Source organism: Burkholderia sp. HI4860 (assembly GCF_002223045.2).
GTDB lineage: Bacteria > Pseudomonadota > Gammaproteobacteria > Burkholderiales > Burkholderiaceae > Burkholderia.
Window position 1 is genome coordinate 3,089,765 of sequence record NZ_NKFO02000001.1, and the last position, 24,686, is coordinate 3,114,450.

At 68.0% G+C, this 24,686-nt stretch carries 24 protein-coding genes; 14 read left to right on the plus strand and 10 right to left on the minus strand.

The window, feature by feature from the left end; translation table 11 throughout:
- Positions 1-21: 21 nt before the first annotated feature.
- The 5 genes from creD to CFB34_RS13745 form a co-directional block, all read right to left on the minus strand.
- Entirely contained in the window at positions 22-1,413 is a 1,392-nt protein-coding gene (gene creD, locus CFB34_RS13725; protein ID WP_089442023.1) for a cell envelope integrity protein CreD, read from the minus strand.
- A gap of 110 nt (positions 1,414-1,523) precedes the next feature.
- Complete coding sequence (gene creC / locus CFB34_RS13730) at positions 1,524-2,975, minus strand: two-component system sensor histidine kinase CreC (RefSeq protein ID WP_089442022.1); 1,452 nt, start codon at positions 2,973-2,975, stop codon at positions 1,524-1,526.
- 15 nt (positions 2,976-2,990) lie between these two features.
- The gene (gene creB, locus CFB34_RS13735; RefSeq protein ID WP_089442021.1) at positions 2,991-3,707 is read right to left on the minus strand and encodes a two-component system response regulator CreB; all 717 of its coding nucleotides are present in this window, start codon (positions 3,705-3,707) and stop codon (positions 2,991-2,993) included.
- An 84-nt stretch (positions 3,708-3,791) separates the two neighbouring features.
- Positions 3,792-4,505, minus strand: a complete 714-nt coding sequence (locus CFB34_RS13740) for an SDR family NAD(P)-dependent oxidoreductase (protein ID WP_089442020.1) — start codon at positions 4,503-4,505, stop codon at positions 3,792-3,794.
- A 106-nt stretch (positions 4,506-4,611) separates the two neighbouring features.
- A complete protein-coding gene (locus CFB34_RS13745; protein ID WP_089442019.1) occupies positions 4,612-5,520 on the minus strand; it encodes a sterol desaturase family protein in 909 nt (302 codons plus the stop codon).
- A gap of 850 nt (positions 5,521-6,370) precedes the next feature.
- On the opposite strand from CFB34_RS13745, the gene CFB34_RS13750 reads away from it, so the two are divergent.
- From CFB34_RS13750 to CFB34_RS13775, 6 genes are all read left to right on the plus strand, one after another.
- Positions 6,371-7,447 carry a hypothetical protein gene (locus tag CFB34_RS13750; RefSeq protein ID WP_089442018.1) on the plus strand — a complete coding sequence of 359 codons (1,077 nt, stop codon included), beginning with the start codon at positions 6,371-6,373 and terminating at the stop codon, positions 7,445-7,447.
- Between the two features lie 94 nt (positions 7,448-7,541).
- Positions 7,542-7,847: an EF-hand domain-containing protein gene (locus tag CFB34_RS13755; protein ID WP_089442017.1), complete on the plus strand. Its 306-nt coding sequence runs from the start codon at positions 7,542-7,544 to the stop codon at positions 7,845-7,847.
- A 43-nt stretch (positions 7,848-7,890) separates the two neighbouring features.
- Positions 7,891-8,604 carry a response regulator gene (locus CFB34_RS13760; protein WP_089442016.1) on the plus strand — a complete coding sequence of 238 codons (714 nt, stop codon included), beginning with the start codon at positions 7,891-7,893 and terminating at the stop codon, positions 8,602-8,604.
- Positions 8,604-9,950, plus strand: a complete 1,347-nt coding sequence (locus tag CFB34_RS13765; RefSeq protein ID WP_089442015.1) for an ATP-binding protein — start codon at positions 8,604-8,606, stop codon at positions 9,948-9,950. Before CFB34_RS13760 ends, CFB34_RS13765 begins: the two co-directional genes overlap by 1 nt.
- Before the next feature lie 426 nt (positions 9,951-10,376).
- A complete protein-coding gene (locus CFB34_RS13770) occupies positions 10,377-11,144 on the plus strand; it encodes a DUF4410 domain-containing protein (RefSeq protein WP_089442014.1) in 768 nt (255 codons plus the stop codon).
- A gap of 159 nt (positions 11,145-11,303) precedes the next feature.
- Positions 11,304-11,996: a dihydrodipicolinate reductase gene (locus CFB34_RS13775; protein ID WP_089442013.1), complete on the plus strand. Its 693-nt coding sequence runs from the start codon at positions 11,304-11,306 to the stop codon at positions 11,994-11,996.
- Positions 11,997-12,490: 494 nt separating this feature from the next.
- On the opposite strand, the gene CFB34_RS13780 is transcribed toward CFB34_RS13775, so the two are convergent.
- Positions 12,491-13,300 (minus strand): SDR family oxidoreductase, encoded by an 810-nt coding sequence (locus CFB34_RS13780; protein ID WP_089442012.1) that lies wholly within the window; start codon positions 13,298-13,300, stop codon positions 12,491-12,493.
- Positions 13,297-14,130: a molybdenum cofactor biosynthesis F family protein gene (locus CFB34_RS13785; RefSeq protein ID WP_089442011.1), complete on the minus strand. Its 834-nt coding sequence runs from the start codon at positions 14,128-14,130 to the stop codon at positions 13,297-13,299. The genes CFB34_RS13780 and CFB34_RS13785 overlap by 4 nt, the downstream gene beginning before the upstream one ends.
- A 170-nt stretch (positions 14,131-14,300) precedes the next feature.
- Here CFB34_RS13785 and CFB34_RS13790 point away from each other — a divergent pair, with 170 nt between their 5' ends.
- The 3 genes from CFB34_RS13790 (at position 14,301) to CFB34_RS13800 (ending at position 17,101) form a co-directional block, all read left to right on the plus strand.
- Positions 14,301-15,095 (plus strand): AraC family transcriptional regulator, encoded by a 795-nt coding sequence (locus CFB34_RS13790; RefSeq protein WP_089442010.1) that lies wholly within the window; start codon positions 14,301-14,303, stop codon positions 15,093-15,095.
- A gap of 224 nt (positions 15,096-15,319) precedes the next feature.
- Positions 15,320-16,288, plus strand: coding sequence for a DMT family transporter (locus CFB34_RS13795; RefSeq protein WP_242808610.1), 969 nt, complete (start codon positions 15,320-15,322; stop codon positions 16,286-16,288).
- Between the two features lie 264 nt (positions 16,289-16,552).
- Positions 16,553-17,101: a permease gene (locus tag CFB34_RS13800; protein WP_089442008.1), complete on the plus strand. Its 549-nt coding sequence runs from the start codon at positions 16,553-16,555 to the stop codon at positions 17,099-17,101.
- 99 nt (positions 17,102-17,200) lie between these two features.
- Here the strand turns inward: CFB34_RS13800 and CFB34_RS13805 are convergent, their stop codons facing one another.
- The gene (locus tag CFB34_RS13805) at positions 17,201-17,335 is read right to left on the minus strand and encodes an entericidin A/B family lipoprotein (protein ID WP_006485835.1); all 135 of its coding nucleotides are present in this window, start codon (positions 17,333-17,335) and stop codon (positions 17,201-17,203) included.
- Positions 17,336-17,568: 233 nt separating this feature from the next.
- Here CFB34_RS13805 and CFB34_RS13810 point away from each other — a divergent pair, with 233 nt between their 5' ends.
- Positions 17,569-18,864 carry an aspartate carbamoyltransferase gene (locus CFB34_RS13810; RefSeq protein ID WP_089442007.1) on the plus strand — a complete coding sequence of 432 codons (1,296 nt, stop codon included), beginning with the start codon at positions 17,569-17,571 and terminating at the stop codon, positions 18,862-18,864.
- Between the two features lie 110 nt (positions 18,865-18,974).
- Here CFB34_RS13810 and CFB34_RS13815 read toward each other — a convergent pair whose 3' ends face one another.
- Both CFB34_RS13815 and CFB34_RS13820 read right to left on the minus strand, forming a co-directional pair.
- The gene (locus tag CFB34_RS13815) at positions 18,975-19,394 is read right to left on the minus strand and encodes a PIN domain-containing protein (RefSeq protein WP_089442006.1); all 420 of its coding nucleotides are present in this window, start codon (positions 19,392-19,394) and stop codon (positions 18,975-18,977) included.
- Positions 19,391-19,630 carry an Arc family DNA-binding protein gene (locus CFB34_RS13820; protein WP_089442005.1) on the minus strand — a complete coding sequence of 80 codons (240 nt, stop codon included), beginning with the start codon at positions 19,628-19,630 and terminating at the stop codon, positions 19,391-19,393. The genes CFB34_RS13815 and CFB34_RS13820 overlap by 4 nt, the downstream gene beginning before the upstream one ends.
- A gap of 322 nt (positions 19,631-19,952) precedes the next feature.
- On the opposite strand from CFB34_RS13820, the gene CFB34_RS13825 reads away from it, so the two are divergent.
- The 4 genes from CFB34_RS13825 (at position 19,953) to CFB34_RS13840 (ending at position 24,658) form a co-directional block, all read left to right on the plus strand.
- Positions 19,953-22,196 (plus strand): TonB-dependent siderophore receptor, encoded by a 2,244-nt coding sequence (locus tag CFB34_RS13825; RefSeq protein WP_089442004.1) that lies wholly within the window; start codon positions 19,953-19,955, stop codon positions 22,194-22,196.
- 3 nt (positions 22,197-22,199) lie between these two features.
- Positions 22,200-22,967 carry a tetratricopeptide repeat protein gene (locus CFB34_RS13830; RefSeq protein WP_089442003.1) on the plus strand — a complete coding sequence of 256 codons (768 nt, stop codon included), beginning with the start codon at positions 22,200-22,202 and terminating at the stop codon, positions 22,965-22,967.
- Positions 22,964-23,647: a Fe2+-dependent dioxygenase gene (locus CFB34_RS13835; RefSeq protein WP_089442002.1), complete on the plus strand. Its 684-nt coding sequence runs from the start codon at positions 22,964-22,966 to the stop codon at positions 23,645-23,647. Before CFB34_RS13830 ends, CFB34_RS13835 begins: the two co-directional genes overlap by 4 nt.
- A gap of 330 nt (positions 23,648-23,977) precedes the next feature.
- Positions 23,978-24,658 (plus strand): M15 family metallopeptidase, encoded by a 681-nt coding sequence (locus tag CFB34_RS13840; protein WP_242808611.1) that lies wholly within the window; start codon positions 23,978-23,980, stop codon positions 24,656-24,658.
- The last annotated feature ends 28 nt before the right edge of the window (positions 24,659-24,686 follow it).

Genomic DNA, 24,686 nt, shown 5'->3' on the forward strand with positions numbered 1-24,686 from the left:
GCCTGCGCACAATCCACCCGCTTACTTCGCCTGCGCGCCCGGCTTCACGGCTCCCGCACCCGCCTTGTCGGCCAGCGGCTGCCATGCGGCGCCGAGCGAATACCAGTCGACGCGGCGCGTGAGCGTCATGATGCCGGCGAGGATCGCGAACAGCAGCAGCGAACCGAGCATCAGCGCATTGTCTTCCGACAGCAGCAACCCGTAGAGCGCCGCGTACAGCACCGCGAGCAACACCGCGAACACCGCCCCGCGCTTCACGCTGTGCAGCACGAACGACAGGTAGAACGCGAGCAACCCGATGCAGGCGCCGCTCGCCGCGAGATACGCATACGCGAACTTGATGTGTTCGGACAGGCTCAGCAGCAACAGGAAGAACAGCGCGAGCGACAGGCCGACCAGCGTGTACTGGATCGGGTGAATGCGCAGCCGCTTCACGAGCTCGTACATGAAGAAGCTTGCAAACGTGAGCATCACGAACAGCGCACCATACTTCGTCGCACGTTCGGCCTGCAGATAGACGTTCACGGGTTCGATCACCGACACCGACGCCATTTCGATCGCGCCTTCCCCGTCGCCGGAGATGATCTGCTCACGCGCTTTCGTATTGAACGACGTCACGCGCCAGTTGCCGGTGAAGCCGCGCGCATCGACCGTGCGGTTGTTCGGCAGGAACGCGCCGTCGAAGCTCGGATGCGGCCACGTCGATTTCAGCGAGAAATCGTTCTGGTCGCCCACCGGCGCGAACGCGACGGAATCCGCTCCGCGCAACGGCAGGTCGACGCTGAACGGCACCGACGCCCCCGCGTTGGCGTCGGCCAGCGCCGCGAGATCGACGTTCGCGTGCACGCCCTGGCGCAGGCTGTCCAGCCGCGTGCCCTGCTCGACGTCGAAGCGCGTGCCGCCGATGCGCAGGTCGGGCTGCGCGGTCAACCCGCGAATGTCGCCGATGCCGATCGACACATAGGCATCGTCGATCTTGAAGCTCACGTGGCCGTCCGCCTGCGGCAGCTTCTTCAGGTCCGGCAACGGCAGCGTGCCGGTCATCCGGCTTGCCAGCTCGTACACCAGCGCCTTGTGGATGCCGCGATAGCGGACGCTGGTCGTCAGCGTGCCGTCGACGTTCAGCATCTTCGGAAACACGAGCAGGCGCTTCGTCTCGCTGCGCAGGCTCGTCTTCGTCGCGCCGCCGGCCGCCGAATCGTCGCGCACCCGCGTGACTTCCGTGTAGTGCACGACGAGCACGGGGCCCGCCACCGTCTGCGGCCCCGCATAGCTCGACCAGATGCTCTGCAGCGCATCCCGGCGATACGCGGCGCGTTCATGCACGATGCTTTGCACCATCTGTAGCGGGATCAGGATCAGCAACGCGAGAAACGCGGTGATCGCGAATTTGAACAACAGGACTCGATTCATGGCCGACAGGTACCGGAGTAAAAGGGTACGGTCAGCATGAGCCGCCCCGGTGAAGGGCGATTGAAGCCGGTGTGAAGCGAAGGTGTGGCGAATGTGAAGTCGAAGCGTGTTCAGCCCGCCGACGGCAGCGTGAGCGTCGCGCACGCGCCGCCTTCGTCGCGGTTCGCGAGCGCGACCTGGCCGCGGTGCAGCATCGCGACCTCGCGGACGAAACACAGGCCGAGGCCCGTGCTGCGATCCTGCCCGTCGGGGCGCGGCAGCGAATAGAAGCGCTCGAACACGCGCGCCAGTGCGTAGTCGGGCACGCCGGGGCCGTCGTCGGCCACGCGCACGACCGCGACGTGCGCCCTGCCCGCCGGCTGCCGTTCGAGCGCGATGCGGATCGTGCTGCCCTGCGGCGCGAAATCCAGCGCGTTGTCGAGCAGGTTGCCGAGCGCCTGGCGCAGCAGGAACGGATCACCTTCGACGATCGCCGGATCGGCCGCGTCGTGCGCGTCGATCGCGAGGTTCACGCCGCGCTGCCGCGCGCGCGGCTCGATATCGTCGACGAGCTGTTCGAGCACCGGCCGCAGCGCGACCGGTTCGCGCACCGACAGGCGCTGCTTCTGCTCGACTTCGGCGAGCGCGAGCAGCTTGCGGATCATCTGTTCGAGGCGGCCGGCCTGGCGGCGGATGTTCTCGGTGAAGCGCCGCCGGTTCGCCACCGGCATCTCCTCCTGCAGCAGTTCGGCCGCGCCGCTGATTGCCGCCAGCGGGCTCTTCATCTCGTGCGTGAGCGTGTGGATGTAGGTCTCGACGTACTGCCGGTCCTCCAGCCGCTGATGCATGCTTTCCACCGCGCGCCCGAGCTCGGCCAGCTCGCTCGCGCCCTGCAGCGGCATGTCGGCGCGCTCGCCCGCCGCGATCGCGCGCGCATAGCGCTGCAGGCGCCGCAGCCCGACCACCAGCCACCACGTGCAGGCCACGCCGATCAGGATCGCGCCGCCCATCAGCAATGCGCCGTACAGCATGATCTTGCGCTGGCTGCGCGCGATGAACGGCGCGACCGTCTGGTTCGGCTTCGCGATCGTCAGCACGCCGATGATCGCGTTGCCGTGCCGGATCGGCGCCGCCACGTGCATCACGGTGCTGCTGTCGTCGTTCGGATCGCTGCGCGTGCTGCGCGCGCCGTACTCGCCGCGCAGCGTCCGGTACACGTCGTTCCAGCGCGAATAGTCCTGCCCGAGCGCGCGGCCGGACGAGTCGTAGCGCACGATGCCGTGCGCGTCGGTGATGTAGAGGCGGTAGCCGATCGTGTTCTTCTGCACGCCCCACACGTTCGCGCTGATCGGGCGTTCGTGCAGCTTCGACAGTTGCCGCGCGAACGCGCCGTCGGCGATGTGGCCGTTCGCCATGTCGTCGGCGGCCAGCGTCGCGAGCACTTGCGCGGTATCGACGAGCGTGTCCTCCATCGCCTCGCGCACGCCCGGCTTCACCTCCTGCACGAACACGCGCAGCGTGATCAGCGCAGCCAGGCCGACGATCAGGAAAAAACCGAAGAAGATGCGCAGGCCGATATGCATGGGCGGTGCCGGTCGTTACGGTTGCAGCGAATAACCCATCCCGCGATGCGTGCGGATCGGGTCGCGCTCGGGGTCGATCGCGCGCAGCTTCGCGCGCAACGTCTTGATGTGCGTGTCGACCGTGCGGTCGGCCGAGTCGAATGCCTCGTGCCATACGAGGTCCATTAGCTGTTCGCGCGAATAGATGCGCCCCGGATGCCGGACCAGCAGCGCCAGCAGCCCGAACTCGTAGCGCGTGAGGTCCAGTGCGTGGCCGAGCCACGATACGCGGGCGCCGTCGGTGTCGAGTGTGAAACCCGGTGCGGTTGTCTCGGCCGGCGCGGGTGCGGGTGCAGGCGCGGATGCCGCTTCGGGCGCGGCCGTCCGGTAGAAGCGCCGCAGGATCACGCGCACCCGCGCCGCCAGCTCGCGCGGCGAAAACGGCTTGACCACGTAATCGTCGGCGCCGATCTCGAGCCCGACGATCCGGTCGATTTCATCGTGCCGCGCGGTGAGGAAGATCACCGGCACGTCGGAGAACGTGCGCAGCCGCCGGCACACCTCGAAGCCGCTGAGATCCGGCAGGCCGACGTCGAGCACCACGAGATCGACGCGCGTGTCGCGCAGGTGGTCGAGCGCCGCCTGGCCGAGCATGCAGTGGACGGTCTGCATGCCGTCGGTGCCGAGGGCATAGATGATCGTGTCCGCGATCGCCACTTCATCTTCGACGATCAGGATAGTGGGCTGATGCATGGTCTCAGGCTGGGCTCGCGCAATCCGGTGCGACATTGTACGCACGGCCGGCCGTGGCGCGAGTCCCTGCCTTGCCCTGCCGCGCTATGCCACGCGGCCGGTCACCGGAATCGACGCACCGGTGATCGCCTGCGCATCGGCCGACAGCAGGAAGCCGATCGTCGCCGCGATCTGCTCCGGCTTCACCCAGCGCGTGAAATCCGCGTCCGGCATGTCGGCGCGGTTCGGCGGCGTATCGATGATGCTCGGCAGGATCGCGTTCACCGTCACGCCGCGGTCGAGCAGTTCGGCCGCCAGTGCCTCGGTGAGCCGCTCGACGCCGGCCTTCGCGGCCGCGTAGGCGCCCATCCCCGTGCCGGCCTTGAACGCCGCGCCCGCGCCGATGTTGACGATGCGCCCGGCCGGGTTCGCCAGCAGGTGCGGCAGCGCGGCCTTCGATGCGTTCAGCGCGGTCTTCACGTTCAGTTCGTACATGCGATCCCACGTGGCGGCGTCGCCGTCGGCGATCGTCTGCCACACGAACGCGCCCGCGATGTTCAGCAGCGCATCGACCCGGCCGAATTCGCGCTGCACGGTGCCGAGCGCCTGCGCGGCGGCCTGCGGATCGACGAGATCGATGCCGCCGATGCGCAGCGCGTCGGCCGGCACGCCGGGCAGCGCCTGCGCCGCCGGAGCTGCGCCGCGGCCGATCAGCGCGACGCGTGCGCCGCGCGCGCCGAGCCACGCGGCCGTCGCGACGCCCAGATGGCCGAATCCGCCGGTGATCGCGACGGCCTTGCCTTTGAAATCGTGTTCCATCGATGTTTTCTCCTGGATCGAGGGTTGCTTGATGATGCGTGTCGCATGAGCGATGCCGGCCGCGGCATGCGTGCGCGGCCGGCAATGTGCCACAGGGTAGCGCCGTTCACGCATCCGTGCGCACGGCGACGAGGCTGCGACGACGCAGCTCTTCCGTCGTTTCGCCCTGGTTGTCGGGGCGCCAGCCCGGCGGCAGCAGCACGAAGCGGATCGCGGTCCACACGTCGCGAGCGGTTGCGACGTCGCGGGCAAGGCTCGCCCAGTGCTCGAGCTCGACGACGAACGGGTTGCGCGAGCGGGTCGGCGTGACGAGGCCGAAACGGCACGGCTCATCGGCGCGCTCGGCGACGTAGGTGCCGAACAGCCGGTCGAACACGACCAGCACGCCGCCGTAGTTCGCATCGAGATAGTCGAGGTTCGACGCGTGGTGCACGCGGTGCGCGGACGGCGTGTTGAACACGGTTTCGAGCCAGCCGAGCTTCGGCATCCACGTGTTGTGCAGCCAGAACTGGTACATCAGGTTGAACGACAGGATCGCGAGCACGGCTTCCGGACGCACGCCGAGCCACACGAGCGGCGTGAAGAACATCGCGGCGCCGGCGATCTTGCCGGTCCAGCCGAGACGAAACGCGGACGACAGCGTCAACTGGTTCGGCGAATGATGCACCGCATGGGTCGACCAGAAGAACCGCACGCGGTGCGACGCGCGGTGATACCAGTAGTAGCAGAACTCCTGGCCAACGAACACGAGCAGCGCGAGTGCAACGCTGTGGAGCGGGATCGTGAAGAGCCGGTGCGCCCATGCGAGGTCGAACAGCGGCGTGGCGAGCGACAGCGGCACCAGCGCGAGCAGCTTGCGGCCCGCGAGATCGACGAGCGACAGCCACACCTCGTTCCAGTCGAACGGTTCCGGCCCGCGGGCGCGGCGCCAGGTGAGCACGGCCGCCTCGACGAGCGAGACGGCGACGATGAAGAGCGTGACGTAGTACGCGAGCTTTCCTGTGGTGGTGAGCATGATGGACCTTTCCTCCGGTTGAGTCGGACGCGTCATCGGCGGCACGGGCTGCCATCGCGTCGAATGGAACGCACTGTAGTGGGCGCGGAACGGAAAGACCACGCGGGAAATATGTCGCCGTATGTCGTGGGGGAAGGCGCTCGAATGAGGTGTGGCGGGCGGAGGCGCTTGCGGGCTGGAGCGGGCCGATTTCGGGCTGCGCGTTCGTGTGTCATGCGGGAAATGTGTCACCGCATGTCGCGGTGAAATGCGTTCGGGCGGTAAGCGGCGCTCGCGTGCGCTCATGGGTTGAAAACCGACCCGCTTGTGCGTGCGCGCTTGCATGTCCTGCGAGCAATGTATCGCCGCCTGTCGCGCCGAAACCGGTCGACGCTGCACGCAAGCTGCGGCGACGGATACGGCTGCGCGACACATGCATGCGACAGGTGCCGATCGGAAGCCGATTCGTCGGAAGGCATGCGATTACGGCTTCAGGAAGGCGAAGCAGATTCCGATCGCACGTGGCGCACTGCCCGCGTTCCGGTCGCGCGATTCACCGCAATGCATGCATGAATCGGCCGGCAAATATGTCGCCGCATGTCGCCGCGACACATTTGCGCGCTGCGCAAGACAGGTTCGGCCCCCGCGCCGCGCCACCCTGCTCTCACGCAATTGCATCGCCGACAGCCTTGCCCGGCGCGGCATGCCCCCGATAGGCGCGGCCGGCACACGCATTCGTCGTACTTCGAATCGGCACGCCACGTGTAACACCGCGACATCTTTTATGACGCGACGAGCGCGTGTCATCGCCCTAAAGTTCGTCCCGTCGCCACGCCACTGCGTGCACCGAAACGAACCGCAAGGACACCCGATGAAAACCCGCCTCCTCGTCACCGCCACTGCCCTCACCCTCGCCTGCGCGCCGGCCTTCGCCGGCTGGTCCGGCCACGGCACCGCATACACGCCGCGCGGCACCTACAACGGCGCACACGCCGGCTCGTGCGGCGGCGGCAGTTGCTCGCATGCGGGTGGCGTGATCGGCCCCGGCGGCGGTATCGCGACCAACACGGGCACCGTCACGCGCACCGCGCCCGGCCAGTTCTCGAACAGCGGCACGGCGGTCGGCCCGAACGGGCGCTCGGTCGAACACAGCGGCGACACGAGCTGCGCGGGCGGCACCTGCTCGCACACCGGTTCGCTGACGGGCTCGGACGGCCGCAGCGCCACGACGTCGGGCAGCGTGACGCGCAACGGCCCGGGCCAGTATTCGTCGAGCGGCACGATCACGGGCGCGAACGGCAACACGGCCAGCCACACGGCATCGACGAATTGCGCGGGCTCGACCTGCTCGCGCTCGGGCACCGTGACGGGCACCGACGGTGGAACCGTCACGCATTCCGGCAGCGCGACGCGCGTGGCGCCGGGTGTCGTGACGACGTCAGGCGGCTCGACGGTCGTGCACGGCGGCACGGTGTCGACCGGTGGCACGGCCGTGATCCACGGCAGCACGACGGCGGGCGGCACGGTCGTCGTGGCCGGCGCGACGGTGCCGGTTCCTGTCCCGGTGCCCGTCGTGGCGCCCGCGCCTGCTGCCGTGGTCGTGACGGCCCCGCCGCCCGTCGCCACCGTCGCTGTCGCGGCACCGGCGCCCGCACCGGCCGCCGTCGTGGTCACGCCCCCGCCGCCTCCGCCCGCCGTCATCGTCACGCCGCCGCCCCCGCCCAAGGTCGTGCGTGTTGCGGCGCCGAAGGCCGTCGTCGTCACACCCGCGCCGCGCGTCGTCTACGTCGCCCCGCCGCCGCCGAAGGTCCTGTACCTCGCGCCGCCATTGCCGCGCTCCGTGTACGTCGCGCCGCGCGCCGTGTATGTCGCTCATCCGCCGCGCGCCGTCATCTGGGTGCCCGCCCACTGGGCCGGCCGCGTGTGGGTGCCTGCGCACTGGGCGTAACCCGGACGCGCTTCGTTTCGCTTCGTTTCGTTTTCCATCCGTTTCATCAACCACCCGGCCGGCGCAGACCGTCGGCCACGCAAGGAGAAACCCCATGAAGTCCATCAAGAAGATGATTGCCGTCGTCGTTTTGTGTATCGTCTCAGCAGCAGCGTCGGCCCAGCAGATGCCGCCCGGCGCGGCGAACGGCGGTGCGCGCGTCGAACGTGCGCTGATGCAGTTGCAGACCCGCTTCGCCAGCGCGAACACCACGCACGACGGCAAGCTGACCCGCGAACAGGCGGCCGCGGGCATGCCGATGGTCGCGCAGCATTTCGACGAAATCGACACGCAGCACAACGGCTATGTCACGCTCGAGCAGCTCGCCGGCTTCATGCGCCAGCGCATGGCGGCCCGTTGAGCCCGCACGACGATCCGGCCGCGCACGCACCGGGAGGCAAGCGATGGAACAGTCCTGCAGGATCGTCGTGCTCGACGACGAAGCCGAGCTGCGCAACATGCTGCAGCGCTTCCTGACCAGCCACGGCTTCCAGGTGCGCGCGGTCGCCGACGGCAAGCGGCTCGACCGCCTGCTCCAGCGCGAACCGTACGACCTGCTGGTGCTCGACCTGATGATGGAGCCCGAGGACGGCCTGAGCGTGTGCCGGCGCCTGCGCGCCGAAGGCCAGACGCTGCCGATCCTGATGCTCACCGCGAAAGGCGACGCCGCGGACAAGGTCGTCGGCCTCGAGACGGGCGCCGACGATTACCTGGCGAAGCCGTTTCTCCCCGACGAACTCGTGGCCCGCGTCCGCGCGCTGCTGCGGCGACAGAAGATGGCGGCCGGCGAGCCGACGGTCACGTCGCAGCGGTTGCGTTTCGGCGCGTTCACGTTCGACGTCGGCCAGCAGACGCTGATGCGCGACGGCACACCCGTGGAAATCCATTCCGCGCAGATGCTGTTGTTGCATGCGCTCGGCTCGTCGCCGAACCGCGCGGTGAGCCGCGAGAACCTGCTCGCCCGCGCGCGCGGCCGCGACCATGACGCACTCGACCGCAGCGTCGACGTGCAGATCCTGCGGCTGCGGCAGATCCTCGAGGACGACCCCGGCAAGCCACGCTTCATCAAGACCGTCTGGGGCATCGGCTACATGCTGGTGGCCGGCATCGAGTCGTGATGCGCATCCCGCTGCCGCGCTCGCTGCTTGCGCGCAACATCGCGCTGCTGGTGGCGCTCGTCGCGCTGTCGCTCGTCTGTTCGCTCACCGTGCTGCTGCACTACGTGCAGCGTCCACGCATCGAGCGGGCGTCGATCGTCTTCTCCGACTACGTGCAGTTGCTCGACCGCACGCTCACCGCCCTGCCGCCGGACGCCGGCCGCACGGTCATCGCGCAGTTCGGCGGCCAGGCCGCATTGCCGCCCGCCGCCCCGCCACAAACGCCGAACCTGGCGGCTTTCTTCCGCACGTGGCAGCGCGACGTGTTCATGCAGGCACTCGAGCGCCACTTGCCGCCCGACCTCCCCGCGCGCTGGCAATCGGGCGACGACGAGCGCCTGTGGATCCGCCTGCACGTGGCCGGCTCGCCCGTGTGGGTGCCGCTGCCGATGGCCGCCGACGCGCAGGCGAGCGGCATCACGACGGCGCTCGTGCTGTCGGTCGGGCTGGCGCTGCTCGCGGCGCTGACCGGCTACCTGATCCAGCTCCACCTGAACCGGCCGCTCGATGCGCTGGCACGGGCGGCGCAGCGCGTCAGCGCGGGGGAGCGCCCGCCGCCGCTGCCCACCGACGGCCCGACCGAAATCGCCGACGTGAGCCGCGCGTTCAACCAGATGGCCGACGCGCTGCAACAGGCGGACGCGACCCGCTCGCTGATGCTGGCCGGCGTGTCGCACGACATCCGCACGCCGCTCACCAAGCTGCGCCTGGCGATCGCGATGGCGCTGCCGCGCGGCACGCACGACGCGCTCACCACGTCGACCGAGCATTACCTCGACCAGATCGATACGATCCTGCAGCAATTCATGGACTACGCAGGCAGCGGCGAGCGCGAAACGCCTCAAACCGGCGACCTGAATGCGCTGATCGGCCAGCTCGTCGCGGATTTCGCGGGGCTCGGCCATGAATTCGATTTCGACGAAGGCGAGGTACCCGCGTTCGCGTTCCGTCCGATCAGCCTGATGCGGCTGTTGATGAACCTGATGCAGAACGCGGTCGTCTATGGCCGGACAGGGCTCGGCGTGCGTACGTGGGCCGAGCGCGGCATCGCGTACGCGGTGGTCAGCGATCGCGGCAACGGTATCGGCGCGGCCGAACTCGAACGGCTCAAGGCGCCGTTCAGCCGGGGCGCGAATGCGCGCAGTCATGCGGGCGGCACGGGCCTCGGACTCGCGATCGTCGAGCGGATCGCCCGCCTGCACGGCGGATCGCTGACGTTCCGCGACCGGGATGGCGGCGGGCTGGAGGCGGTCGTTGCGTTGCCGCTTGATTCGTCAGGGGCGGTGCGGCGGTCGATGTCGGTCTGAGGGGTTGTTTGGCTTTTTGCTTTTGGCTTTTGGCTTTTGGCTTTTGGCTTTTGGCTTTTGGCTTTTGGCTTTTGGCTTCTGCCCGCTGCCCGCTGCCCGCTGCCCGCTGCCCGAGGTGTGCAGTGTGCGGCGTGGCCGCCTGACCGTCTGACCGTCTGACCATCTGTCATCTGGCCTTTTATCCGACTGTCTACCTGTCCGCGCCAACGCCACACGACCTCGCGTATCCGCGCACCGCAGCACGTGACATGCGCCGACATAATTCCTGCGTGGCGCATCACGCCCGACCTCCGCATACTTGCGCCTGCGTGTTGCGCAACGGCATGAAACCTCTCACCAGCCAGCGATCACGCCCCGCTTCCGATCGTTCGCGTTCCTGAATGCCGCGACAGTATCGGCACCTTCATCCAGGCCACGGAGATCAACATGTTTTATTCCCTTCACGCACTTGCCGCCCACGCCAAACGTCTGACCAGTGTCGCGCTGATCGCCGGCACCCTCGCGATGACCGGCTGCGCATCGACCGCGACCACGTCCATGACCGCCGCGCCGGCAACTCGCACGCAGCCGCAGGTTCATGCGGACGTCGTATATGTATCCACGTTCGACGTGGACACGACCGACGTCAAGGTCGACGGCGGGATGATCAGCAAGATCGCGACCCTCGCGAGCGGATCGTCCGCCGACGTGCAGCGCCAGCAGAGCGCGCTGAAAACTCGCGAGCAGCTCGCCGACGCACTCGTGCGTGAACTCCGGTCGCAAGGCATCCCCGCGCTGCGCGGCCCGGTGCCGGACGGACGCGACGCGCTGGTCGTCGAGGGCCGGTTCGAGTCGATCGACGCGGGCAACCGCCGCCGCCGCACGCTGATCGGGCTCGGCGCGGGCAAGAGCGAAGTGAAGGCGTCGGTCACCGTGCTGTTCCAGCCGGCGCATGGCGCGCCGCAGCCGCTCGGCACGTTCTCGTCCAGCGCGAACAGCGGCCACCTGCCCGGCATGGTGGAAACCGCCGGGGTCGGCGCGGCGGCCGGCCGCCTCGCGACGTCGGCAGCGGTTGGCGCCGGCCTGCATGGCGTGTCGGAAGTGAAGCACGACACGGTGACAGCCGATACGGACCGCCTCGCGCGCTCGATCGCGAAACAACTCGCGACACAGAACGCGGCAAATGCGTGGCTGCCGACGGTGTCCGCGAGCTGACGCACCGGGCCGCCGCCTGCGCGGCCCGGCGGGCACGCAGGCGAGCGGCCGGGCATAATGCGCGAGGCCGGTCCGGCGCACGCGCCGCGACCGTGCCGAGCCACCCGACGGCCCGCATCACGGCCCGTCCCGAATCCTGAACCTCAATCCGTGAATGTCATGCAAGTACTCGTCGTAGGAACCGGCAAGCTGGCCAGCGAACTGCTCGACGCGCACCGGCTCGACCCGGCCACCTATCGCGTGATCCCCTGGTCGGACAGCGCGCGCGACGACGCGCAGCGCAGCGACGCCCGAACGATCGTCGTGCATGCCGGTTCCGGCCGCGAACTCGCCGCCGTGATCGCGTTCTGCGCGGCCACCGGATCGCCACTCGTCGAGCTGTCGACCGGCTCCGAGCTCGAAACCGGTTCGCACGCTTTCCCGGTCGTGCTGTGTCCGAACACGAACATCCTGATGCTCAAGTTCATGAGCATGCTGGAAACCAGCGGCCACCTGTTTCACGACTGCCGGATCAGCCTGACGGAGTCGCATCAGGCCGGCAAGACGTCCGTCCCCGGCACGGCCGTCGGGATCGGCCAGTCGCTCGGCGTGCGGCCGGAAGACATCCGCTCCGTGCGCGACCCGGACGTGCAGCGCAGCGAATTCGCGGTCGCCGACGATCAACTCGGCCGCCACGCGATTCACCGGATCCGCATCGACGACGGCGCGTGCAGCCTGCAGTTCGAATCGCGTGTGGTGGGCGCGACCCCGTACGCCGACGGTGTATCGCGCATCGTCGACGCTGTTCGACAGCACGATCTCGAGCACCGCCGCTATTCGATCGTCGAGTTCATCCGCAACGGCTGGCTGTAGTCGCGGCGATGCGCGGCGGGTGGCACGCACGCGTGACGACGCAGACGCTTTTTTGCGCAACGCGAGAAGAGGTTCTGTGCCGAGTGCCGTGGATGTCGTCGATCGCCCGATCCGCGGTATCCGGGCCGCCATGAATCTCGCCGACCGCGCCTGACGTCCCGCATTGGCAGCGTTCAACATTGCGCCAACCGGCTTCGTCGCCACGGCTGCCAGGAAAATTCGACGAGCAATCGTCCTGCCGCATTCGCTGACAAGTTATCGGCCGAGGTTCATTCGCCGGGAGGGGGCGCGAGGCACCGCTAACGCCGGCGCCTGAACCGCTCCCCGCGCGGACCGCTGGGTGGACTGGCCCGACAGGCCACTCGGGGACCATGACGGGAAGCCGGACTGACGCCTGCGCAGATTCGCCCGACGAATCCCGCCAAGCCCGCTGCGCGAATTCGTAGCGTGCCGCCGGAACCGCCCTGTTCCGCCCGTTGTTGCCCGGCCCAGCGTCACTCGCCGCCAAGCACCGCCCCGCTCTCGGGCAACGTCGCGCCGCCGTCGACGACGATCGTCTGCCCGGTGATATAAGCGGCATCCGCCGACGCGAGAAACAGCATCGCGTTCGCGATATCTTCCGGCTCGCCCATCCGCGCGAGCGGAATGTCGCGCTCGATCTGCGCGGCGACCGACGCGTCACCGAGATTGCCGGCCGCCGGCGTGCGGATCATGCCCGGCTCGACGCCGTTGACCGTCACGTTGCGGCGCGCGAGTTCCAGCGCCGCCGCGCGAATGAAGCCGTTCACGCCGGCCTTTGACGCCGCATAATGCGCGAGCCCCGGATACACGACACGCGGCCCCGTCACCGACGACGTGACGAGCAGCCGCCCCGCTCCGGCGCGCTCGAATGCCGGCAGCGCAGCCTGCGCGAGCCAGAACAGCGCCGACAGGTTGACCGACAGCGTCCGGTCGAGCGTCGGCTCGTCGATCTGCGTGAACGGCGTCAGCGGAAAATACGCGGCATTGTGGACGACCACATCGAGCCGGCCGCCGTCGCGCTCGACCGCCGCGACCAGTGCGCCCAGTTCGTCGCGGCTCGCGGCATCCACCCGATAGGCGCGCGCCTCGCCGCCCGTGCTCGCAAGCGCGTCGGCCTGCGCGGCGGCCGCCTCGCCGTTCAGGTCGGCAAGCGCGACGAACGCGTCGGATTCCGCGAACCGGCGTGCGATCGCCGCGCCGATTCCCTGCGCGGCGCCCGTGACGAGCACGACGCGCCCGCTGAAATCCGCCCGCAGGCGGCCGCTGCCCGGCACGGCATTCATCGCTGCGCCTCGCCGCCGAGCGGATGCACGGTTTCGTTGAGCACCTGTGCGTGCGCGCCGACGGGGAAGTTCGACAGCGTGCCGAAATCGCCGCCCTGATAGCCGAAGATCTTGCCGTCGGTCTTGCGCTGCGCGAGGTCGATCAGGACGACGCCGAGCGTCGGCACCACCTTTTCTCGCCACACGAAGAGATACAATTCGTCCGCAATCCTGAAGTAATGACAGCGGTCGACATCGGCCAGCCCGCCTTCGACACCCTGCAGGCACTGCCACGCGTAGAAATTCTCGTTCAGGTAGATGTGCTCGTAGCATTCGGTCGGGCTGTAGCGATACATCGTCCGCTTGCCGATCAGCTCGCGCGTGGGCCCGTGCAACGGCCCCGGCTGCGTGTGGCCGCCGAGCGTGCCGTGCCGGAACTCGGCCTCGACGCCCGTCAGCGGCAGCCCGCGCGCAACCCGTGTGAACGCGTCGATGCGCGTGTCGGCTTCGGTCGGCAGCGCGCCGACGACCGACGTCCATACGCCGTTGTCGAGATCGATCACGAGACTGACCGACGTCGCGCGGGCGGCCGAATCGATGTAGTCGACGAAGTACAGCCCGTCGCGCAGCCGCGTCACGCGGCACGGCTCGCGGCCGCCCGTGTCGGTCGCCGCATCACGCCACTGCAGTGCGCCGGGCTCGAACGTATAGACGCGCCACGTGCCCGATGCGTCGCCGAGCGCGAGCGTCCGCCCGGCGAGCGCGTCGACGGATGCGAGGATGTTCGCTTCCGGCGCGAAGCCGTCCGCGAGCGCGCCAACCTGAATGAATACCGGATCCTGTCGTTCCACCTGCCGTCTCCCGCGCAGCTTCAGGCCCGGCGGGCCGTGTACGCTGCTCATGTGCACATGGTGCGGGCTGCGCGCGCCGCGCGGTATCGGCCAAAAGGATGAAGGGCGCGCGGCGCCGGAACGCGCTAAAGTGCACGACATCCGCGCCGCGCCCGGCGCGAGGAGCGCACATGCACCGCGTCACCCATTACCGACGGACCGACGAAGGCATCGAGGCAATCAGCCTCGAATCCGACCGTGCATTTCCGCGCCACGCGCACGACGAATTCGGGGTCGGTGTGATCGTCAGCGGCGCGCACCGGTCGTGGAGCGGCCGCGGGCAGGTCGACGCACTGGCCGGCGACGCGATCATGGTCAACCCGGGCGAGATGCACGACGGCTCGCCGATCGAGGCCGGCACGGGCCGGCGCTGGCGAATGCTGTACCTCGCGCCCGCGCTGGTTGCAGACGTGGCGGCGGAAGAAGGCCTCGGCGGTATCGAACTGGCGCATCCGGCGGTACGCGACGCGCGACTCACGGCTGCCGTCGGCCAGCTGCATGCACGTATCGTCGCGGGAGAATCCCAGCCGCTCGCCCGCGACGAGGCGCTCGTGATGCTCGTCGCCGGGCTGCTCGCCCGGCATGCGAACCGCACGCTGCCGGCGGCGGGCGTCGCACCGGCGATCCGCCTCGCCAGGGAACGGCTCGACGCGACGCCGGCCGCGCCCGTTTCGCTCGCCGAGCTGGCCGACCTGAGCGGCGTCAGCCGCTTCCAGCTGCTGCGCGGGTTTGCCCGCGAACTCGGCATCACACCGCACGCGTACCTGATCCAGTCGCGTGCGCGGCTGGCGCGCGCGCTGCTTGCCAGCGGCTTGCCGATCGCCGATGCCGCGGCCGAAGCCGGCTTTGCCGATCAAAGCCATTTGACGCGTGCGTTCGCGCGCCAGTTCGGGATCACGCCGGGGCGGTTCACGCAGGCCGTTTGACGCCGCTGCCATCCTGCAGGGCCCGTCGCCAAACATACTGACCTCGAAGGCTGCGACCACATCGACTACTGCGACGGCACGCCACGCCGTGCGCTGCTCGCGGTGACTCTCGCCCGCCCCGGTCGTCCGAGCATGCCGAATCGCGCGCTCCGTATTCGACACGCCCGCGCACGCTGCAATTTCGTTCAAGACGTGAACGGCCACCGTACGCGACGATGCGGCGCATGAAGACACGACTGATCGGCTATCTCTATCTCGCCGCCGCCATGGCAGGCGTCGGCAGCACCGTCATCGCGAGCCGTCTCGCGGCCGGCGGCCTGCCGCCGTTCGCGGCCACCGCGCTGCGCTTTCTGATCGCGACACCGCTGCTGTTCGCGCTGATGCGCGCGCAGCGCATGCGCTGGCCACGCCTCTCCACGCGCGACGCCGTGCTGCTCGTCATCCAGGCGGCGGCGGGCGGTGTCGGTTATACGGTGCTGCTGATCTGCGGCACGAAGCTGTCGTCGCCGCTCGACGCGGGCGTGATGCTCGGCACGCTGCCCGCGATGTCGACGCTGATTGCGGCCGTCGTGCTGCGCGAGCGGCAGACACCGCGCGACTGGGTGGCCGCCGCGCTCGCAACGACCGGCGTGCTGTTCGTCACGTTCGCGCCCGGTCAGGCCCTGCCGTCGCTCCGCACGCTCGCCGGCGACGCGCTGGTGCTGGCCGCCGTCGCCTGCGAGGCCGTATTCATCCTGCTCAACCGGCGGCTGGCCGCACCGTTGCCGCCGCTGGCGCTGTCCACCGCGATGTCCGGCCTCGGCTTCGTGCTCGCCCTTGTGCCCGCCGCGTTCGAATGGCACGCGGTGGCGACCGGCTGGACTGTCGGCGCGGTGTCGGCGATCGCCTACTACGCGCTGGTGCCGACCGTGCTCGGCTATCTGTGCTGGTACGCGGGCTCGGCACGCACGAGCGGAACCGAGGCCGCGCTGTTCACGGCGGTCGCGCCGGTCTCGGCGGTGCTGTTCGCGGTCGCGCTATTCGGCGAAACGCTCAGCGGCACGCGTATCGCGGGTATCGCGCTCGTCGTCGCCGGCATGGTCGTCGGCGCGACGCGGCGACGCGAACCGCCAGCCGAAGCACGCAATACGCACCCGGTGGATCCGGGTCGACCGTCCCGCCCCGCGCCCGCCGCACAGACAGCCACCGACTGACTCGCGCTCCTCGCGCCGTTGCGCCGTTGCGTCGTTGCGTCGTTGCGCCGTTGTGCCGTTGTGCCGTTGTGCCGTTGTGCCGTTGCGGAAACGGCGGCGGCTCCGCCCCGCCGTGTAACCGGCCGATCCCCGCGTTTCCCCCGTGCGGCCGGCAACTGTAGGAATGTGTCCGCGCACCGCAAAACCGTTGCGCCCCACCCCGCAAGATGCAATATTCGCGTGGCCGGGACCTTTGACAACCATCGAACAACAATCCGCCACGCAATGAACAGGAAGGAAGCCAGAACAAGAATCGCGGTGCTGCTGTCCGCGGGAACGAGGAAGGCCGACGCATTGGCCGAACTGTCCGGACAAGGACTCAAGGATCGCGTGCTTGCGCACCTGATCGCGTCGCACCCCGATCCCGAACGCTGCCGCCGGAACAAGCTGCACGTCCGGATCCTGGTCGCGCTCGGCATCGCCCAGCTCGCGATCAGCCTCATGCTCGCGTACTACTTCTTTGCCACCGGCGCCGGCAACGGCCTCGTGCTGGTGTTCCTGGCGCTGACCGTGCCGCTGTCGCTGCTGTTCATCTGGGGCTTTGCGACCCATCGTGTCGGCGCGTACCACGCGTTCATCCTGCTGTCTCTGCTGCAGGTGCCGAAGACCATCGCCGCGCTCGGACGCGATCCGTCGACCGCGCTGCCGAGCCTCGCGATCACGGTCCTGCTGGTGGGCTATGTCTGGTTCGTCCGCAACCGCCTGTTCCCCGACTACGGCTGGTTCACGCCGCGCAAGGTCGAAGGCCGTTACGCGTTCGTCGAGCACGCCTGACGTCATCGGCATCGAGTGCCGGCCGCAAGAAAAAAGGCGCCGGGCCGCCCCGCAATCGCGGGACGGCCCGGCGCCTTCTGCATTCCGAAACCGGTCAGCTTACTTGGCCTTTTCAGCCGAATCGCTGATCGCCTGGCCGCCCTTCGAAATGTCCTGCCCCACACCGGCGACCGTGTTGCAACCGGCAAGCGCGGCGGTCACCACCAGCAGCATTGCAGCAATCGTACGCGTCATTCTCATTCTCCTTGGAATCAACAAGCCCGACGGGCGAATCGTGTGCGGCGTCGCGCCCGGCAAGATGCCGGGCACGGGGCCTGACCTGATTATACGGAGACGGCCGCCGCGCGCCAGTCCGAACCCGCCGCCTGTCACATGGGCCACACAGCCGGTTCGCGCAGATTTTCCTTGACTTCAACGTGCCACGAACTAATATACGCACCGCGTATATTTTTCGTCAGGAGCCGCCGATGACCGTTCCCCAGCAAGCCTTCCTCCGCGACGCCATGCGCCGCCTCAACATGACGCGCGAAGCGTTCGCCAGCCGCATCGGTGTGAGCCGGCGCGCGCTCGATACCTGGCTGCTGCCCGACGATTCGCAGGAATCGCGCGGGATGCCCGAGATCGTCGAACGCTTCGTATCGGAAATCGTCGAGCGCTCGGTACCGGAAGGCGGAGGATATACGCAAAGCGTAGATAACCAGGGGCTCGCCAAGCAGTTCTTTTTCGAGGGCAAGCCGCAATTGCTGTCGGTCGACCAGTTCTCGCGGGAATCGGTCGAGGCGCTGTTTCGCGTGGCCGACGTGATGCAGCCGATCGCGCGCCGCCACAAGATTTCGCGCGTGCTGGAAGGCGCGGTGCTCGGCAACCTGTTCTTCGAGGCCAGCACGCGTACGCGCGTGTCGTTCGGCGCCGCCTTCTGCCGGCTCGGCGGTTCGGTGTGCGACACGACGGGCTTCACGTTCTCGTCGATGGCCAAGGGCGAATCGATCTACGACACGAGCCGCGTGATGGCCGGCTATGTCGACGCGCTCGTGATCCGCCATCCGGAGAAAGGCTCGGTGGCCGAGTTCGCGCGCGCGACCAACCTGCCCGTGATCAACGGCGGCGACGGCCCCGGCGAGCACCCGAGCCAGGCGCTGCTGGATCTCTATACGATCCAGCGCGAGTTCTCGCGACTCGGCAAGATCGTCGACGGCGCGCACATCGCGCTGGTCGGCGACCTCAAGTACGGCCGCACCGTGCACTCGCTCGTCAAGCTGCTCGCGCTGTACCGCGGGCTCAAGTTCACGCTCGTGTCGCCGCCCACGCTCGAGATGCCTACCTACATCGTCGACCAGATCGCGACGAACGGCCATGTGATCGAGCAGACGACCGATCTCGCAGCCGGGCTGCGCGGCGCGGACGTCGTCTATGCGACGCGGATCCAGAAGGAGCGCTTCACCGACGAGTCGTTCGAAGGCTACACGCCGGACTTCCAGATCAACCAGGCGCTCGTCGATTCGGTATGCAAGCCGGACACGCTGATCATGCACCCGCTGCCGCGCGACAGCCGGCCCGGCGCGAACGACCTGTCGGTCGACCTGAACCGCGACCCGCGTCTCGCGATCTTCCGCCAGACCGACAACGGCATTCCGGTGCGGATGGCGATCTTCGCGGTGCTGCTCGGCGTCGAGAACCTCGTCCAGCATTCGATGCGCGACGCGACGTGGCGCCCGCCGGCGTATCTCGGGCCGGAGGATGCGGTGTTTCACGGGGTGGATTGAGAAGGAACTGCGGGGGCGAGCCAGTCAGGCGCCCCTACGTTCAACGGAAAGCGTGCCGGGCAGCCCGGCGCGCTTTATTTTTTGGGCGGTGACAGGTGAGCAAACGGCGCCTAGGACGCCCACGGATCGATCACCCTCAGGCCGACCGCCTCGAATGGCGCGACGTCGCGCGTCGCAATGATCAATCCGTTCGCCTCGGCCGTCGCGGCGATGAAGCAGTCGGCGGGCGCGATCGCGGTGCCCGCGGCACGGGCCCGCGCGCGTATGCCGGCATAGGCTTTCGTCGCCACCTCGTCGAACGGCAGGATCCGACCGCGAAACAGCGGCACGACACGCTGCTCGATGCTTTGATGAAGCCAGTCGCGCCTGCGACCTTCCGGCAACGCCGCCACGCCGAAGCGCATTTCGGCGAGACTGATCGCAGCCAGAAACAGCGTTTCGACGTTCTGGGCATCGAGCCACTCGATCACGGCCGCGCTCGGCTCGCGCCGCAACGGCTCGGACATCACGTTCATATCAACAAGGATCATTCGAAGCTCATCGGGTCGGTTAGCGTCTTGTCGCGCTGCGTGTCGAAATCGACACCGCCCGCCTCCCGTCCGATTTCCGCCAGCAGCGTCCCCAGCTTGAGCCGGCCGCCCGGAAGAACGGCCTGCTCGAGGATGTCCCGCACCTCGGCTTCGGTGCTGCGCCCATGCTGGGCCGCGCGAATCCGAAGCGCACGGTGCACTTCATCGGGCAGGTTTCGAACCGTAATCACAGGCATGATGCACCTCACTACATTTGCTTTCAATGCAGTCATATTAGCACTTTGATGTCATGGCGGGCGATCCGCGACAGAACCACTCTACCCCGCCAGACACGCCCGCCACAGCTGGTCTTTCGGCCATCAACACCGCCCCGCGCGCCCCACCGCCACCCCGTCACATTAGTTGACACTTTCCTTATCAACGCTAACAAGAACGCTTCTCATTCAATAAAAAATTACATAGAATGCCGCCTGAAAACAAATCGTAATAATTCCCGGCGGCATGCACACTTCCGTAGCGCACCGCCCCCGGGGCCACACCGCGAGGTCGAAGCGCACCATGAAGTCACGTCCCGACGAGCTGAAGCTCGGCAAATTCACCACCCTGTGCAGCGTGCTCGCCGCAAGCCCGGCCTTCGCGGCGGACGGCACGCCGCCGCCCGCCCCGGCCGGCACCGAAGGCCATCTCGCGCCGATCGAGGTCCAGGGCAAGGCCGAGCACAGCTACAAGGCCGACTTCTCCGCTTCGGCGAAATTCACCGCGCCGCTCGTCGACACGCCGAAGTCCGTCACGGTGATCCCGCAGGAACTGATCCAGAACAGCGGCGCGTCGACGCTGACCGAAGCGCTGCGCACCGTACCCGGCATCACGTTCGGCGCCGGCGAAGGCGGCAACCCGCTCGGCGATCGTCCGTTCATCCGCGGCTACGACACGCAGGGCAGCATGTTCGTCGACGGCATGCGCGACACCGGCGCGACGACGCGCGAGATCTTCAACACCGAGCGCATCGAGATCACCAAGGGTTCCGACGGCGCATACGGTGGCCGCGGCGGCGCGGGCGGCAGCATCAACCTGATCACGAAGGCCCCGCACCTCGGCACCACCGCCGCCGCGAGCGCGGGCCTCGGCACCGACCGCTACCGCCGCTTCACGGCCGACGGCAACTGGCAGTTCGCCGACCACGCCGCGTTCCGCCTGAACCTGATGAGCCACAACAACGACGTCGCCGGCCGCGACGCGGTGAACAACGAGCGCTGGGGCGTCGCCCCGTCGATCGCGTTCGGCCTCGGCACGTCGACGCGCGTCGTCGCGAGCTACTACCACCTGCAGACGGACGACCTGCCCGACGGCGGCATCCCGTACTACTACGGCTTCAACCTCCCGAAAGGCGTCGCCACCGACGGCCCGGCGCCCGTCGACCGCCACAACTTCTACGGCCTGACCAACCGCGATTTCCGCAAGACGACGTCGGACATCAGCACGCTGAAGATCGAGCACGACCTCACGTCGTCGCTGACGATCCGCAACACCACCCGCTATACGGAATCGACGCAGGACTACATCTGGACGCAGCCCGACGACAGCCAGGGCAACGTGGTCAACGGCAAGGTCTGGCGGCGCGCGAACACCCGCGACAGCGCGATCAACAGCATCGCGAACCAGACCGAGCTGTTCGGCGAATTCCGCACCGGCCCGTTCAAGCACAGCTTCACGACCGGTATCGAGTTGTCGCGCGAATGGGGCAAGCGCGACACGTACAACGTCGCCGCCGCGAACGGCAAGATCTGCCAGAACGGCATCGGCGCGGCGTCGGGCTACAACTGCACGAGCCTGTGGTCGCCGAACCCGAACGACCCGTGGGCCGGCTCGATCACGCGCAACAACGACTACGCGCATGCGCGCACCGTGACGAAGTCGATCTACGGCTTCGACACGATCGAGATCACGCCGCGCTGGCAGGTCAACGGCGGCGTGCGCATCGACGACTACTCGACCCGCTTCACCGACACCAAGGCCAACGGCGGCAAGACCACCACGCGTGACGACACGCTCGTGAACTGGCAGGCCGGCCTCGTGTTCAAGCCCGCGCAGAACGGCAGCATCTATGCGTCGTACGCGACGTCGTCGACGCCGGCCGGCATGCTGCTCGGCGAAGGCAGCGAAACGCAGTCGCTCACGCCGGGCCGCGGCGGCGTCGGCTCGAACGCCGATCAGCTGGCGCCGGAGAAGAACCGCAGCATCGAGCTCGGCACGAAGTGGAACGTGCTGAACGACAAGCTCGCGCTGACCGCCGCGCTGTTCCAGATCGATACGACCAACGCGCGCGTGACACTGCCGAACAACCAGTACGCGATGGTCGGCAACAAGCGCGTACAGGGTCTCGAGCTCGGCGTCGCGGGCCAGATCACGAAGCAGTGGCAGTTGTTCGGCGGCTATACGTACATGAAGAGCGAACTGCGCGACAACGGCAAGGACACGGCGAACAACGGCAACCGCTTCCCGAACACGCCGAAGCACAGCTTCACGATGTGGTCGAACTACGACGTGACGCCGAAGTTCACCGTCGGCGGCGGCGCGTTCTACATGTCGCAGGTGTTCGGCGACCCCGCGAACCAGCACGCGGTGCCATCGTACTGGCGCTTCGATGCGATGGCGCAGTACCGCATCAACAAGAAGCTCGACCTGCAGCTGAACGTGAACAACCTGTTCAACCGCACCTACTTCGACCAGGCGTATCCGGCGCACTACGCGTCGATCGCACCGGGCCGCTCGGCGTTCGTCACGCTGAACGCGCGCTACTGATCGATGGAGGCAGTGTCGCTGAAGGCGCTCGCGTCGGTTTCGCCGCGCGAGTTCGCCGACATCCTGGCCGGGCCGCCCGAGCGCGCCGCCGCGTGGGTCGCGGCGGCGGCCGACAACGGCATCGTCGATGCCCAGGCCGTCTACGGGCAATACCTGCTCGACGGGCACGGCGTCGCGCGCGATCCGGCAGCCGCGTTCGACTGGTTCCGGCACGCGGCGCGCGCCGGCCACCCAATGGCGATGAACATGCTCGGCCGCTGCTACGAGTTCGGCTGGGGCACGGCCGCGTGCGCGCCGGTTGCCGTGTACTGGTACCGGCTCGCCGCGCAGGCAGGGCTCGACTGGGGCATGTACAACTACGCGACGGCGCTCGCGCTCGGCAACGGCGTCGACGAGAACCGCGCCGAGGCGCTCGACTGGTTCCAGCGCGCGGCCGCGCTCGGCCATGCGAAATCGATCAACCTGATCGGCGGCTTCTACGAGGATGGCTGGGTCGTACCGGTCGACCGCGACGCCGCATTCGACCACTATCGACGCGCCGCCGTGGCCGGCGACTTCCGCGGTCAGTTCAACCTTGCGCGGCTGCTCGCCGAGCGCGGGCGCATCGACGAAGCGCTCGCGTGGCTTGCACGCGTGCCGGCCACCGCGACACCCGCGTTCGTCGCGAAGATGCTCGCGTATCTCGCGTCGTCGCCGATCGACGCGTTTCGTGCGGCGGCGCTGCAGTTGCCACCACAGCCGCAGCCACATTGTATGGACACCGCATCATGATGCTTCACATCCCCGGCGTACTGACGAAAGCACAGGTCGCGCAATGTCGCGAACTGCTCGATGCGGCCGAATGGATCGACGGCAATGCGACGTCCGGCACGCAGTCGGCGCTCGCGAAACGCAACCGGCAATTGCCGGAAGGCGCGCCGGCCGCACGCGCGGTGGGTGACGCGATCCAGGACGCGCTCGCACGTCATCCGCTGTTCTTCTCGGCGGCGCTGCCGCTCAAGGTGTTTCCGCCACTGTTCAATCGCTACGAAGGCGGCGAGACGTTCGGCACGCACGTCGACAACGCGATCCGGCTGCTGCGCGGCACGGATTTCCGCGTGCGCAGCGATCTGTCGGCGACGCTGTTTCTCGAAGAACCCGATGCGTACGATGGCGGCGAGCTGTGTGTCGAGGATACGTACGGCACCCATCGCGCGAAGCTGCCGGCGGGCGACCTCGTGCTGTATCCGGCGTCGAGCCTGCATCACGTCACGCCCGTGACGCGCGGCGAGCGCGTCGCGTCGTTCTTCTGGATTCAGAGCATGGTGCGCGACGACGGCGACCGCACGCTGCTGTTCCAGCTCGATACGCAAATTCAGGCGCTGTCCGCCGAGAAAGGCGCGAAGGATCCGATGGTCATCTCGTTGACGGGGATTTATCACAACCTGTTGAGGAAGTGGGCGGATGCGTAACCAACGATATGCAAGGCAGCCGCTGGACGTATTGCGCGGCTCGGTCGTGCGCTACGACGGTCCCGTCGATCCAATCGAGGAAAGCGGTTGGGAGGCGCCGCCACACGACACGCGAAACGACGGCGTCCACGCGGGCACGACCATCGATACGCGAGGATAAGAGGCTCACGCCCCCGCAGCGGAAACCGCGACACATCCTCCACCGGACTCTGGCATATTGGCGATTCGTCTGACCCAATCAACCACGAGCACCCGGCCTCGCGCAACCGCGCTTCCTGCTGCCAGCCGGACGTGGCCCGCAACCGTCATTGCGCCACTTCGTCCACTATCGTGATTTCGCTCTCCGATCCCGTTGTCCGGTCCATTACCCTGCTGGAGTCGCACGAAGGGTTTGTCGATCTCGCAGGTTTCCATGCACGCATTGCCGTCGATCTCGGCCGCCGCGACATCGAAAGCAGAAGCCCGCATTTCCTGAAAGTGCGTCGTGGCGTGGCCGAACGGCTGATCGCCGCAGCGCACGCGCTCCCCGCCGGCCTGCGCCTGTACGTCAAGGAAGGCTATCGCCCGCTGGCCCTGCAGCGCGACTCCTTCTCCGCACACCTCGCGCATCTGCGCCGCACGCTGAATCCGCTTCCGGACGAAGACGCGCTGATCGCCCTGACGAGCCACCACGTCGCGCCGCCGGAAGTCGCCGCGCACCCAACGGGTGCAGCCGTCGACCTCACGCTGATCTCGGCGGAAGGCATCGAGCTCGACATGGGCTGCATCATGAACGCCACCGACCAGGAATCCTCCGGCGCGTGCTACACGCACAACCCGTTCATCAGCCGCGCCGCCGCCCGCAACCGTCAGGTGCTGATCACCGCGCTGTCGGGCGCCGGCCTGACCAATTACCCGTCGGAATGGTGGCATTGGTCGTTCGGCGACCGCTATTGGGCCGTGATGCACGATCAATCGCACGCCATCTACGGCCCCGTCGAGGAAACCATGCTCGACGAAGCCTCACGCTGACATTCTTTCCGACGAAACGCGCCCGGCT